This is a genomic window from Tardiphaga sp., assembly GCF_028290785.1.
In the GTDB taxonomy this organism is placed as follows: Bacteria; Pseudomonadota; Alphaproteobacteria; order Rhizobiales; family Xanthobacteraceae; genus Tardiphaga.
The window spans coordinates 1-13,833 of the sequence record NZ_JAQGJD010000186.1; the positions used below are offsets into that span (position 1 = coordinate 1).

General features: G+C 64.3%; 11 protein-coding genes and 1 pseudogene. 9 read left to right on the forward strand and 3 right to left on the reverse strand.

Going from position 1 to position 13,833, the window contains the following annotated elements; translation table 11 throughout:
- The 6 genes and pseudogenes from sucA to JWR89_RS10700 form a co-directional block, all read left to right on the forward strand.
- A pseudogene (sucA, locus tag JWR89_RS10675) lies at positions 1-696 on the forward strand (2-oxoglutarate dehydrogenase E1 component); the annotation flags it as partial.
- Positions 697-816: 120 nt separating this feature from the next.
- Entirely contained in the window at positions 817-2,067 is a 1,251-nt protein-coding gene (gene odhB / locus JWR89_RS10680) for a 2-oxoglutarate dehydrogenase complex dihydrolipoyllysine-residue succinyltransferase (RefSeq protein WP_299715443.1), read from the forward strand.
- Positions 2,068-2,221: 154 nt separating this feature from the next.
- Positions 2,222-2,977 (forward strand): SDR family oxidoreductase, encoded by a 756-nt coding sequence (locus JWR89_RS10685; RefSeq protein WP_299715446.1) that lies wholly within the window; start codon positions 2,222-2,224, stop codon positions 2,975-2,977.
- Positions 2,978-3,019: 42 nt separating this feature from the next.
- Complete coding sequence (lpdA, locus tag JWR89_RS10690) at positions 3,020-4,423, forward strand: dihydrolipoyl dehydrogenase (protein WP_299715449.1); 1,404 nt, start codon at positions 3,020-3,022, stop codon at positions 4,421-4,423.
- Between the two features lie 39 nt (positions 4,424-4,462).
- Positions 4,463-4,996 carry a hypothetical protein gene (locus JWR89_RS10695; protein ID WP_299715451.1) on the forward strand — a complete coding sequence of 178 codons (534 nt, stop codon included), beginning with the start codon at positions 4,463-4,465 and terminating at the stop codon, positions 4,994-4,996.
- 20 nt (positions 4,997-5,016) lie between these two features.
- Complete coding sequence (locus tag JWR89_RS10700; protein ID WP_299715516.1) at positions 5,017-5,910, forward strand: alpha/beta hydrolase; 894 nt, start codon at positions 5,017-5,019, stop codon at positions 5,908-5,910.
- A gap of 98 nt (positions 5,911-6,008) precedes the next feature.
- On the opposite strand, the gene JWR89_RS10705 is transcribed toward JWR89_RS10700, so the two are convergent.
- Together JWR89_RS10705 and JWR89_RS10710 are read right to left on the reverse strand one after the other, a co-directional pair.
- Positions 6,009-6,599 (reverse strand): DUF4337 domain-containing protein, encoded by a 591-nt coding sequence (locus JWR89_RS10705; RefSeq protein WP_299715453.1) that lies wholly within the window; start codon positions 6,597-6,599, stop codon positions 6,009-6,011.
- A gap of 98 nt (positions 6,600-6,697) precedes the next feature.
- Complete coding sequence (locus JWR89_RS10710) at positions 6,698-7,675, reverse strand: tyrosine recombinase XerC (protein ID WP_299715455.1); 978 nt, start codon at positions 7,673-7,675, stop codon at positions 6,698-6,700.
- Between the two features lie 303 nt (positions 7,676-7,978).
- On the opposite strand from JWR89_RS10710, the gene JWR89_RS10715 reads away from it, so the two are divergent.
- Positions 7,979-10,192, forward strand: coding sequence for a primosomal protein N' (locus JWR89_RS10715; protein WP_299715457.1), 2,214 nt, complete (start codon positions 7,979-7,981; stop codon positions 10,190-10,192).
- Positions 10,193-10,469: 277 nt separating this feature from the next.
- Here the strand turns inward: JWR89_RS10715 and JWR89_RS10720 are convergent, their stop codons facing one another.
- A complete protein-coding gene (locus tag JWR89_RS10720) occupies positions 10,470-11,006 on the reverse strand; it encodes a septal ring lytic transglycosylase RlpA family protein (protein WP_299715459.1) in 537 nt (178 codons plus the stop codon).
- A 686-nt stretch (positions 11,007-11,692) separates the two neighbouring features.
- Between JWR89_RS10720 and JWR89_RS10725 the strand changes: the two genes are divergently transcribed.
- Both JWR89_RS10725 and atpA read left to right on the forward strand, forming a co-directional pair.
- A complete protein-coding gene (locus tag JWR89_RS10725; RefSeq protein ID WP_299715460.1) occupies positions 11,693-12,253 on the forward strand; it encodes a F0F1 ATP synthase subunit delta in 561 nt (186 codons plus the stop codon).
- Positions 12,253-13,788 (forward strand): F0F1 ATP synthase subunit alpha, encoded by a 1,536-nt coding sequence (atpA, locus tag JWR89_RS10730; protein WP_299715462.1) that lies wholly within the window; start codon positions 12,253-12,255, stop codon positions 13,786-13,788. Before JWR89_RS10725 ends, atpA begins: the two co-directional genes overlap by 1 nt.
- Positions 13,789-13,833 lie beyond the last annotated feature (45 nt).

Below are 13,833 nucleotides of genomic sequence, written 5' to 3' on the forward strand. Positions count from 1 at the left end.
CTCGTCTGCCTTCTGCCGCACGGCTATGAGGGCCAGGGGCCGGAACACTCCTCGGCACGCCTCGAGCGCTATCTCCAGCTCTGCGCCGAAGACAACATGCAGGTCGCCAACGTCACGACGCCCGCGAACTACTTCCACATCCTGCGCCGGCAGATGAAGCGCGACTTCCGCAAGCCGCTGATCCTGATGACGCCGAAGTCGCTGCTGCGCCACAAGCGCGCGGTCTCGACCCTCGACGAACTCGGCACCGGCTCCACCTTCCACCGCATCCTGTTCGACGATGCGGAGAAGCTGCCGGACGAGAAGATCAAGCTGGTGCCCGACGCCAAGATCCGTCGCGTCGTGCTGTGTTCCGGCAAGGTCTATTACGACCTCTACGAGGAGCGCGAGAAGCGCGGCGTCGATGACATCTACCTGCTGCGCATCGAGCAGCTGTACCCGGTGCCGCTGAAGGCGCTGGTGCAGGAGCTCGGCCGCTTCAAGGGCGCCGAGATCGTCTGGTGCCAGGAAGAACCCCGCAACATGGGCGCGTGGCACTTCATCGAGCCCTATCTCGAATGGGTGCTGAACCAGATCAACGCCACTCACAAGCGCCCGCGTTACGCCGGACGTGCGGCGTCGGCGGCCACCGCCACAGGCTTGATGTCCAAGCATCTCGCCCAGCTCAAAGCCTTCCTCGACGAGGCGCTGAGCTAAACCCCGTCACCGTCACAATGCCCCGCCTGCGCGGGGCATTGGCGCACCCACATCTCTTCCAGCTTTGATATCAGGCGCGGATGGCCGGACGGGCCACCGAGCCGCAAGAGGAAATAGACCATGACTGAAATTCGCGTTCCCACGCTCGGCGAGTCCGTGACCGAAGCCACCATCGGCAAATGGTTCAAGAAGGCCGGCGATTCGGTGGCTGTCGACGAGCCCCTGGTTGAACTCGAGACCGACAAGGTCACCATCGAAGTGCCGGCGCCGTCCGCCGGCGTACTCGGCGAGATCATCGCCAAGGATGGCGAGACCGTCGCGGTCGGCGCGCTGCTCGGCCAGATCACCGATGGTGCCGCCGGCGCGAAGGCTGCACCCGCCGCTGCCCCGGCCAAGGCCGCGGCGCCAGCGCCCGCCGCGGCTCCGGCTGCCGCGGCACCCGCTCCGACCCAGAAGAGCGCGCCGGTCGATGCGCCGCTGGCGCCTTCGGTGCGCAAGATTTCCGCCGAGAGCGGCGTCGATGCCGCCACCGTGCCGGGCTCCGGCAAGGATGGCCGCGTCACCAAGGGCGACATGCTGGCCGCGATCGAGAAGGCGGCTTCCGCGCCGACCCCGGTCAACCAGCCAGCCGCCGCCGTGCAGGTCCGCGCGCCGTCGCCGGCCGATGACGCCGCCCGCGAAGAGCGCGTCAAGATGACCCGGCTGCGCCAGACCATCGCGCGCCGCCTCAAGGACGTGCAGAACACCGCCGCCATGCTGACGACCTTCAACGAGGTCGATATGAGCCACATCATGGCGCTGCGCAGCCAGTACAAGGACGTGTTCGAGAAGAAGCACGGCGCCAAGCTCGGCTTCATGGGCTTCTTCACCAAGGCCTGCGTGCAGGCGCTGAAGGATATCCCGGCCGCCAATGCCGAGATCGACGGCACCGACCTGATCTACAAGAATTACTATCATGTCGGCGTCGCCGTCGGCACCGACAAGGGTCTCGTCGTGCCGGTGGTTCGCGACTGCGACCGCAAGTCGATTTCGGACATCGAGAAGGGCATCGCCGATTTCGGCCGCCGCGCCCGCGATGGCCAGCTCAAGATCGACGAAATGCAGGGCGGTACCTTCACCATCACCAATGGCGGCATCTACGGCTCGCTGATGTCCACACCGATCCTGAATGCGCCGCAGTCGGCGATCCTCGGCATGCACAAGATCCAGGAGCGCCCGGTCGTGGTCGCCGGCAAGATCGAAATCCGCCCGATGATGTATCTGGCGCTGTCCTACGATCACCGCGTCATCGACGGCAAGGAAGCCGTGACGTTCCTGGTCCGCGTCAAGGAAAGCCTGGAAGATCCGGCCCGCCTGGTGCTGGACCTCTGATCAATCACACGCTGTCATGGCCGGGCAAGAGCGCAGAGCGCGTCTTTGCTCTAATGTCCCGGTCATCCACGTTTGCTGCATCCGCAGATTTGGACGTGGATGCCCGGGACAGGTGCGGGCATGACGGAGCTAACCGAAAGTTCGGAGCGTTTGCATGGGTGCTGACACAAATAAGGTCGTGATCATCACCGGGGGCAGCCGCGGCATTGGCCGGGCGGCGGCGCTTAAGGCTGCCGCGGCCGGCTTCAAAGTCGTCGTCGGCTATGCCAGCAACGAGGCGGCCGCCAACGAAGTCATCGCTGCTATCGAAGCGACCAACGGCAAAGCGATCGCTGTCAAATGCGACGTCGGCGTGGAAGCCGACATCCTCGCTTTGTTCAAGGCGGCCGACGAATTCGGCCCGCTCGGTGCGCTGGTCAACAATGCCGGCATTGTCGGTCCCTCTATCCGCGTCGAGGATATGACCGCCGAGCGCATCACCAAAATGCTCGCCGTCAACGTCACCGGCAGCTTTCTGTGCGCGCGCGAGGCGGTGAAGCGGATGTCCACGAAACACGGTGGCCGGGGCGGCGTGATCGTCAATCTGTCGTCGGTCGCAGCGAGACTCGGCGCGCCCAACACCTATGTCGACTACGCCGCCTCGAAAGGCGCGATCGATTCCTTCACGACCGGCCTCGCGCTCGAAGTCGCCAATGAAGGCATTCGCGTTGTCGGCATCCGGCCCGGCCTGATCGATACCGATATTCACGCGTCGGGCGGCGAGCCGGATCGCGCGCATCGCCTTGCTCCCAACGTTCCGATGAAGCGCGTCGGCACTGCGGATGAAATCGCCAACGCCATCGTCTGGCTTCTGTCGGACGAAGCGTCCTACGTCACCGCCTCCATTCTCGACGTGTCGGGTGGCCGCTAGCGCCACGACACCCCATATCTACAGAAAATACAGGAACTTCTCATGGCCTCCTACGATCTCATTGTTATCGGCACCGGTCCCGGCGGCTATGTCTGCGCGATTCGCGCGGCGCAGCTAGGCATGAGGGTGGCGGTCGTCGAAAAGAACGCCACCCTCGGCGGCACCTGCCTCAACGTCGGCTGCATGCCGTCGAAGGCGCTGCTCTACGCTTCCGAACTGTATGAGGAAGCCGGGCACTCGTTCGCCAAGATGGGCATCAAGGTCTCGGCGCCGGCGCTCGACATGCCGCAGATGATGACCTTCAAGCAGCAGGGCATCGACGGCAACGTCAAGGGCGTCGACTTCCTGATGAAGAAGAACAAGATCGATGTCGTGATGGGGCTCGGCAAGGTGCTCGGCACCGGCAAGGTCGAGGTCAAGGCGGCCGACGGCAAGACCCAGGTGCTGGAAACGAAGAACATCGTCATCGCTACCGGCTCCGATGTCACCAAACTCAAGGGCATCGAGATCGACGAGAAGCGCGTGGTGTCCTCGACCGGCGCGCTGTCGCTCGACAAGGTGCCGGAAAAGATGATCGTGGTCGGCGCCGGCGTGATCGGCCTCGAGCTCGGCTCGGTGTGGCGCCGTCTCGGCGCCGAAGTCACGGTGGTTGAATTCCTCGATCGCATCCTGCCGGGCATGGACGGCGAAGTCGCGAAGTCGTTCCAGCGCATCCTCGAGAAGCAGGGCATGACCTTCAAGCTCGGCTCCAAGGTGACCGGCGTCGATTCGTCCGGCAAGCGCCTGAAGGCGCAGGTCGAGCCCGCCGCCGGCGGCGCCGCTGAAGCCATCGAAGCGGATGTGATCCTGGTGGCGATCGGCCGCGTGCCCTACACCGAGGCGCTCGGCCTCAAGGACGCCGGCGTCGCGCTCGACGAACGCAACCGCGTTAAAATCGACAAGCACTTTGCCACCAATGTCAGCGGCATCTACGCCATCGGCGACGTCGTCGCGGGGCCGATGCTGGCGCACAAGGCCGAGGACGAAGGCGTCGCCTGCGCCGAAATCCTCGCCGGCCAGGCCGGTCATGTGAATTACGACGTGATCCCCAGCGTGGTCTACACCACGCCGGAGGTCGCCACGGTCGGCAAGACCGAGGAAGAGCTGAAGGCGGCTGGCGTCGCTTACACCGTCGGTAAGTTCCCGTTCACCGCCAATGGCCGTTCCAAGGTCAACCAGACCACCGATGGCTTCGTGAAGATTCTCGCAGATGCGAAGACCGACCGCGTGCTCGGCGTTCACATCATCGGCCGCGAAGCCGGCGAGATGATCCATGAATGCTGCGTGCTGATGGAATTCGGTGGTTCCGCCGAGGATCTGGCGCGCACCTGCCACGCCCATCCGACCCGCTCCGAAGCGGTCAAGGAAGCGGCGTTTGCGGTTGCCAAGCGCGCTATCCATATGTGAGTGGCGCCCGGCGCTTCCGCCGGGCGGGGGCAAGTCGTCATGATGCGTCGCCTGTTGCAGCCGCTCTGGATCCTGCTCGCTTTGATTTTTTTGATCGAGGCGTGGTTCTGGGATCATCTCGAACCGGTCGTCGCCCGCATCGTGGCGATGATCCCGCTACGCGCGTTCAAGGCCTGGCTGGCCGCGCGCGTCGCGCAGTTGTCGCCGATGATGACGCTGCTGGTTTTTCTCGCGCCGGTGGTGCTGCTGTTTCCGGTGAAGCTCGTCGAGGTCTGGCTGCTCGCCAACCAGTACTGGATCAGCGCCGTGGTGCTGATCGTGGCAATGAAATTCCTCGGCGTCGGCATCGCCGCCTTTATCTTTGACGTCACCCGGCCAAAACTGCTGCAGATGCCGTGGTTCGTCCGCGTCTACGAGTGGGTGCTCGATATCCGCCGCCGCGCCAGCGAGATCGTCGCGCCGGTGATGGAACGCATCAAGGCGATGGTGGCGCGGATTCGCGGCGGCTCGTCGTCGCGCTGGATGCGCATCGTCCAGCGCCTGCGCAGCCGCGCCTTTGCCCGCAAGGTTTGATGGAGATCGTCTTGGCCGAGTTGTCGCGCGTCAAAACCCCGCTGCTCGATATGGCTTACGAACACTCCGGTCCGGACAGCGGTGTGCCCGTCATCCTGCTGCACGGCTTTCCCTATGATATCCGCGGCTATGACGACGCCGTCGCGCGGATCAATGCCGCGGGCTTCCACACCATCGTGCCGTATCTGCGCGGCTATGGCCCGACCCGTTTCCTGGACGACCGCACATTGCGCTCCGGCCAGCAGGCCGCGCTCGGCCAGGACCTGCGCGAGCTGATGGATGCGCTGCGCATCGATAAAGCGGTGCTCGCGGGCTACGACTGGGGCGGGCGTGCCGCCTGTGTCGTGTCCGCTTTATGGCCGGAGCGCGTGCACGGCCTGGTTAGTTGCACCGGCTACAATATCCAGGACATCCCGAATTCAAGCCGGCCCGCCGACCCCGTGCAGGAAGCGCGGATGTGGTACGTCTGGTACTTCCACACCGAACGCGGCCGCAACGGCCTGACGCAGAACCGCGCGGCCTTGGCGAAACTGTTGTGGAAGATGTGGTCGCCGTCATGGGCGTTCGATGACGACGCCTTCAATCGCACGGCGCCAGCCTTTGACAACGACGACTTCGTCGATGTCGTGATCCACTCCTACATGTACCGCACGGGCGGCGTGGCTGGCGATGAGCGCTATGCCGCCATCGAAGCGCAACTCGCGGCGCAGCCGGCCATCGATGTGCCGACCATCGTGCTGCACGGCGCCGACGACAATATCACGCCGGTCGGCAACTCGGAAAATCACGGCCGTCATTTTACTTCAGATTACGAGCGCCGCGTGCTGGCCGGCATCGGCCACAACGTTCCGCAGGAAGCGCCAGAGGAATTTGCCAAAGCGGTGATAGAGTTGTGCAGCCGTAGGGTGGGTTAGGCGCCCTTGCGCCGTAACCCACCGACGTCGCCCATAGTCCGGAAAATTGGTGGGTTACGCGCTTTGCCCTAACCCACCCTACGGCACCAGCGCCGTACTCACATCAAATGCACGGCGTGCGGCGCGAACAGGCCGATCAGGGTGAAGGCGATGCCGGCGATCGCAAGGAAGCCGGAGACATAGGCCAGTGCAATCATCCCGGTGATGATGGTCGCCGACGCCAGCACGATGCCAATCTGGAAGGCGGCGGAGGCCACTTCGTAGTGGTGATAGCGCGCCATCGCGAGGTCGCGATCGTGCTCGGCATGCTTAGCGCGCTCGGCGAGCTGTTCGGAGCCTTCGCCGGTTTCCGGCTCGGAGCGGTAGCGGTCCGCGGTCTTCTTCCAGTCGTCGATCTGCTTCGTCAGCGCCGCCTTGGCGGCATCGTCACCCATCTGACCGAGGCTGAGCCGGGCCTGGTCCGAAGTCGCCTGCACCACGGTGCGGCGGATGCTCTTGGCCTGGAAGAACGCCCACAGGTTGGATGCCTCGACGTTCTTGCTGATCGATTCGGTCTGCGCGCCCTTGCCGAGCGTCTCCGACAACGCCAGGAACAACGCGATCACCGCAATCAGCAGCGCGATCTTCTTGTTGGACCCCGACGCATGCTCGGCGTGTTCGGCGTGCTCCATGCTTTCATGCGCGCTCATCGACCTAATCTCCCTGCTGACAATTTTGGAGCATTGGCCGATAGGCCTGCTCCATGCAAGGGCAATGTCTGCGACGAAACGATGACGAAACGACCGCGCTACGCCCGCGGATGTGCAGTCTTGTAGACCTCGAACAGCCGCTCGGTATCGATGCCGGTATAGATCTGGGTGGTCGATAGCGAGGCGTGGCCGAGCAGTTCCTGGATCGCGCGCAGGTCGCCGCCGCGGGTCAGGAGATGGGTGGCGAAGGAATGCCGCAACGCATGCGGGGTGGCGCTGTCGGGCAGGCCGAGCGCGCCGCGCAGCCGTTCCATGGTGAGCTGGATGATGCGCGGCGAGAGCGGCCCGCCGCGAGCGCCGACGAACATCGGGCCGTCGGGCGGCAGCGGGTGCGGGCACATCGCGGCATAGTCTGCGATCAAGGCCAGCACGTTCTGCAGCACCGGCACCATGCGGGTCTTGTTGCCCTTGCCGTTGACGATCAGCACGTCGCCGGCACCGGGCGCAGGCACCTCGCGGCGCTTCAGCCCGAGCGCCTCGGAGATGCGCAGGCCGGAGCCGTACAGCAGCGCCATCACCGCGGCGTCGCGTGCCCATATCCACGGATCGCGATTCTCGCCGGCGCGTTCGTCGGCGTCGGTCAGGCGTTTGGCGGAGACCATCTGGATCGGCTTCGGCAGGCTCTTGCCGATCTTTGGCGCCCGAATGCCGGAGAGGGCGCCGACATTGCCGTGGCCCTCGCGCTCCAGGAAGCGGCCGAACGAACGCAGCCCGGCGAGCGCCCGCATCAAGGAGCGGCCGCCGATATCGTCGGCGCGGCGCGACGCCATGAAGGCGCGGACATCGCTGGCTTCAAGCTTCGCAAAGCGGGGGATCGACACCCGTGCGCCCCAGTGTTCGGCGAGGAATGTCAGGAACTGGCGCACGTCGCGCGAATAGGCCTCCGACGTCTTCGGCGACAGCCGGCGCTCGGCGCGCAGATGCGACAGCCATCGCGTCATCTGCAGCGAAACGTCTTCCGCCGCGCAGGGCAGGTCGATCGGGGCGGGTGGTTTGGCGACGGTCGGTCTGGCCATGAGGTGCCTTCCAGCGCGCGGCGCGCGAACAGGGCCACACTATCACACCCGGGCGTTTCGCATTGGTGAACCCGCTCGGACATGGATGATCGGTCCGCGGCCTCTCCCCGAGTCGTCCCCGCGAACGCGGGGATCCATAGCCTCCGTCCTCTCAATCAGGGCAAAGGTGGCGGCGACTGAGTCAATGCCGAAACGACCGAGGGTATGGGTCCCCGCGTACGCGGGGACGACCCGGAGTTCGCGGCTTCTAATTAGGACAATCAGTCCCTAAGTTAGCCCCACCTCCCGCAGAGCCGATCTTCCATGGACCATCCCGCGCGCGCCGATTCGCTGTTTCCGCCCCAGTCGTCGGGCGTGGTCGATGTGCTGGTGCCCGTCGCGCTGGACCGGGCCTATTCCTACAAGGTGCCTCGCGGCCTCGATCTGAAGCCCGGCGACGTCGTCACCGTGCCGCTTGGCGCCCGCGACGTGATCGGCGTGGTCTGGGCCGAGAATCCGAATCCGGATCCGCGGCTGCATAACCGCCTCAAGGAGGTCGGCGAGAAGCTCGACGTCCCCGCGCTGAAGCAGGAGCTGCGCACGCTTGTCGACTGGGTCGCCAATTACACCCTGTCGGCACGGGGCATGGTGATGAAGATGACGCTGCGGATGGGCGAGCATCTCGGCCCGGAGCGCGTGCGGCTGGGCGTGCGCCTGATCGGCGACGTGCCGAAGCGAATGACGCCGGCGCGCGGCCGGCTGATTGAGATCCTCTCCGACCGTCTGCTGCACGGCAAATCCGACGCCGCGAAACAGGCTGGCGTCAGCGCCGGTGTGATCGATGGGCTGGTGGATGAAGGCACGCTGGTCGTCGAGCCGATGGCCCGGGCGCTCCCGGCGGCGGCGCCGGATCCGTCGTTCTGCGAGCCGGATTTTTCGCCGGACCAGCGCAGCGCCGCCGATGCGATGCGGACCTTTGCCGCCAAAGGCGATTTCCACGTTGCCCTGATCGACGGCGTCACTGGCTCCGGCAAGACCGAGGTGTATTTCGAGGCCGTCGCCGAAACCGTGCGGCGCGGCGAGCAGACGCTGATCCTGATGCCGGAGATCGCGCTGACCGGACAATTTCTGGATCGCTTCGCCTTGCGCTTCGGCGTTCGGCCGCTGGAATGGCATTCGGAGATGACGCCGCGCAGCCGTGCCCGAAACTGGGCTTCCATCGCCTCGGGCGAAGCCCATGTGGTGGTCGGCGCGCGCTCGGCGCTGTTTCTGCCCTATTCCAAACTCGGCCTGATCATCGTCGATGAGGAGCACGATCAGGCCTACAAGCAGGCCGAAGGCGTGCACTACCATGCCCGCGACATGGCGGTGGTGCGGGCCTCGATCGCGAAAATTCCCATCGTGCTGGCGTCGGCCACGCCATCGGTAGAGACCGAGGTCAACGCCCGCAAGGGCCGCTACCAGCGCATCGTGCTGCCGTCGCGGTTCGGCGGCCAGCACATGCCGCATATCGAAGCCATCGACCTGCGCCGCGAAGGCCCGATGCGCGGTCACTTCATTGCACCAAGGCTTGCCGAAGCCGTGCAGATCGCCATCGATCGCAAGGAACAGGCGCTGCTGTTCCTCAACCGCCGCGGCTATGCGCCGTTGACGCTGTGCCGGTCCTGCGGCCATCGCTTTTCCTGCAACATCTGCGACGCCTGGCTGGTGGATCACCGGTTTCGCCAGCGGCTTGTCTGCCATCACTGCGGCTTCTCGACGCCGCGCCCGCATCTCTGCCCGCATTGCGGCGCCGAGGAATCCCTGGCGGCCATCGGCCCCGGCGTCGAGCGCTTGCAGGAAGAAGCGCAAAAGCTGTTTCCCGATGCCCGCACCATGGTGCTGTCGAGCGACCTGATCACCTCGATCGACGCCATGCGCGCCGAACTCACCGAGATCGCCGAAGGCCGCGTCGATATCATCATCGGCACCCAGCTCGTCGCCAAGGGCCACAACTTTCCGCGGCTCAATCTGGTCGGCGTGATCGACGCCGATCTCGGGTTGGGCAATGGCGATCCGCGCGCCGCCGAGCGCACGTTCCAGCAGCTCAACCAGGTGATCGGCCGCGCCGGCCGCGAACAGGGCCGCGGTCTTGGTTATCTACAGACGCACCAGCCCGAGCATCCGGTGATGAAGGCGCTGATCGCTGCCGACCGCGAGGCATTCTACGGCGCCGAGATCGAGGCCCGCGAACGCGCCGGCTATCCGCCGTTCGGAAGGCTGGCCAGCCTGATCATCTCGGCCGGCGATCGCCCGACCGCGGAGGGTTTCGCGCGAAAACTCGCCAGCGTGGCGCCGATCGACGAGCGCATCCAGGTGCTTGGCCCCGCCGAGGCGCCGCTCGCGGTAATCAAGGGCCGCTACCGGTTTCGCATCCTGGTGAAGTCGGCGCGCAACGTCGACATGTCCGGCTACCTCCGCGACTGGCTGGCACACGCGCCAAAGACCACGGGCAATCTGAAGCTCCAGGTCGATGTCGATCCGCAGAGTTTTCTGTAGGCGTATTGTCATTCCGGGGCGGGAGCGGCGCCAGCTACGAGGAACCCGGAATCCGGAGATGGTAGAGCGCTGAACATGTCGGGATTCCCCGCCACTCCAATTGGAGTGGCTAAGGCCTGCATCAGCCGGCTTCGCCGTGTGCTGCATCCCGGAATGACAATTTGCATCACCCAGCAAAAAGCCCGCCGTCATCGCTGACGGCAGGCTCTTTTACTCAACGCAACCACGACGCAACGCTTACTGAACTTGTGAGATCAGTCCGGCGAAGCGCCGTTGCTTACATGACTTCGGCGACGACACGGCCGACGCCGGCACCGGTCAGGCCGATGACGCTGGCGGCGCCTTTGGACAGGTCGAGCACGCGACCGCGGATGAACGGACCGCGATCGTTGATGGTGACGACCACACTGCGGCTGCCATGCGTGACCCGCAGTTTGGTGCCGAACGGCAGCGACCGATGGGCGGCCGTCATGGCGCCCTGGTTGAAACGCTGGCCGGACGCGGTGCGGCTACCGGATTCACTGCCGTAATATGACGCCATGCCGGAGAAGCTGCGGCCGGCACTGGCCAAAGCGCGCACCGGTGCCTGGACCGCGCTTTCGAACAGCGACGGGATCGATGCATTGGCCTCCAGCGGCGAAGCCTTGCTGGCGTGATGACCGTGGTGGTGGCCGTGATGGCGATGATGGTGGTGGCGGGATTTGGCGGAAGCTTCGGAAGCCGTTCCGCCGATTAAAAGAGTCGCGGCAATCATGACAATCGCCGTACGCGGCCGGGCGGCAGCGCCCAACATCGATTTTCCGTATCGCAGCATATCTAATCGTCCCTCAGACAGTATTGCCACATATGTGGCAAGTGGACCCCCGTCCCATTTCGATGCGGCCACCGTTGAAGGGGCAATAAGGCGTAAACTAGGCAAGCAAATCGTTGCTATAGAAGATGAAATATCTTGTGATAGGTAATTTCATGGCTAACGCGCCGCGTTAACAATTTTTTAACTAAATAATATACTTCGATATACATATGAATACTGTAAAGCGAAGTGCAGCGGTCGCATGACCAGCATTCGCTAAGTAAATGTTAAGCAGACTGCACTCGCGGAGGATGGGGCTCGCAAAACGCGATTCCGCAGCGTGCAGCCGCGCCATTTATTTCAGGCGGGCGGTGCAAGTTACGGTGAGGGCGGGATCCCGGGCGCCACAGGACCATTCCGGCGCGCAGCGCCGGCATCCATTCAAAGCGTCAGGGAGCTGCGAGCTGGGCCTTTGTGGCCGCAAAACGATTCCTGCCTCGCGCCTGCGACATGGCATCGCCAATCGCTTTCATCGCGTTGCACCCGCGCGCGCGCTATGTTAGCAAAGCCGCGATTTGAACGGGACACAATGCCGTGTTGTGGCCTGAGAATCGAAGTCCCGCTTGAATTCCAAGGACTTGGATCGCTAGCGCCAATTTGGGCGATGGTTTTTCCCTTGTGAATTTGACAGCCTGAAGAGCGCATTCGTGGCAGCAGAAGATCCGTCCGTTTCGGGAGTGTCCGGTCGTTACGCAACAGCTCTGTTCGAGCTGGCGCGCGACGAGAAATCCGTCGATGCGGTGAAGGCCGATCTCGACAAGTTCGAGGCCATGCTGGCCGGCAGCGCCGACCTCACGCGCCTGGTGCGCAGCCCGATCTTCGGCGCCGACGTGCAGTCGAAGGCGATCGCCGCCGTCCTGGAAGACGCCGGCATCGGCGGCATCAGTGCCAAGTTTCTGAAAGTTCTGACCGCTAACCGCCGCCTGTTCGCGGTCCGCGACGTGATCCGCGCTTTTCGCGCGCTAGTGGCAAAATTCAAGGGCGAAGCCACGGCCGACGTTACCGTCGCCGAACCGCTCAGCGACAAGAATCTCGACGCCCTGAAGACCGCGCTGAAATCAGTGACGGGCAAGGATGTCGCGCTCAACGTGAAGATCGATCCGGCCATCATCGGCGGGCTTGTCGTCAAGCTCGGCAGCCGCATGGTGGACAGTTCGCTTCGCACCAAACTCAACTCGATTAAGCACGCGATGAAAGAGGCAGGCTGATGGACATCCGCGCCGCGGAAATTTCCGCGATCCTCAAGGATCAGATCAAGAATTTCGGCCAGGAAGCTGAAGTTTCCGAAGTTGGACAGGTTCTGTCCGTCGGCGACGGCATCGCCCGCGTCTTCGGTCTCGACAACGTCCAGGCCGGCGAAATGGTCGAGTTCGAGAACGGCACCCGCGGCATGGCGCTGAATCTCGAAACCGACAACGTCGGCATCGTGATCTTCGGGGCTGACCGCGAGATCAAGGAAGGCCAGACCGTCAAGCGTACCCGCGCCATCGTGGACGCGCCGGTCGGCAAGGGCCTGCTCGGCCGCGTCGTCGATGCGCTCGGCAACCCGATCGACGGCAAGGGTCCGATCCAGGCCGACAAGCGCATGCGCGTCGACGTCAAGGCCCCGGGCATCATCCCGCGCAAGTCGGTCAACGAGCCGATGGCGACCGGCCTGAAGTCGGTTGACGCCCTGATCCCGGTCGGCCGCGGACAGCGCGAGCTGATCATCGGTGACCGTCAGACCGGCAAGACCGCGATCGCCCTCGACACCATCCTGAACCAGAAGTCGCTCAACGTCGCCGGTGCTCCGGAAAGCCAGAAGCTGTATTGCGTCTACGTCGCGATCGGCCAGAAGCGCTCGACCGTCGCGCAGTTCGTCAAGGTGCTCGAAGAGCAGGGCGCGCTGGAATATTCCGTCGTCGTCGCCGCCACCGCGTCCGATCCGGCCCCGATGCAGTACATCGCGCCATTCACCGGCTGCACCATCGGCGAATTCTTCCGCGACAACGGCATGCACGCGGTCATCATCTATGACGATTTGTCGAAGCAGGCCGTCGCCTACCGCCAGATGTCGCTGCTGCTGCGCCGTCCGCCGGGTCGCGAAGCCTATCCCGGCGACGTGTTCTATCTGCATTCCCGCCTGCTCGAGCGCGCCGCGAAGCTCAACGAGACCAAGGGCTCGGGCTCGCTGACGGCGCTGCCGATCATCGAAACCCAGGCCAACGACGTTTCGGCCTACATCCCGACCAACGTGATTTCGATCACCGACGGCCAGATCTTCCTCGAGACCGACCTGTTCTTCCAGGGCATCCGCCCGGCGGTGAACGTCGGTCTGTCCGTGTCGCGCGTCGGCTCCGCCGCGCAGACCAAGGCGATGAAGAAGGTCGCCGGCAAGATCAAGGGCGAGCTCGCGCAGTACCGCGAAATGGCGGCGTTCGCGCAGTTCGGTTCGGATCTGGACGCCTCGACGCAGCGCCTGCTGAATCGCGGCGCTCGCCTGACCGAACTCCTGAAGCAGCCGCAGTTCTCGCCGCTGAAGATGGAAGAGCAGGTCTGCGTGATCTGGGCCGGTACCAACGGCTATCTCGACACGTTGCCGATTGCCAAGGTGCGTGGTTTTGAAGACGGCCTGCTGTCACTGCTGCGCGGCAAGAATGTCGACATTCTCGAAGCGATCCGCGACAGCCGCGATCTCAAGGACGACATCGCCGCCAAGCTCAAGGCCGTCGTCGAAGGTTTTGCGAAGACTTACGCTGCTTAAATTTGCCGAAATGGCCGGCCTCGTGCCGGCCATCCACGTTTGATG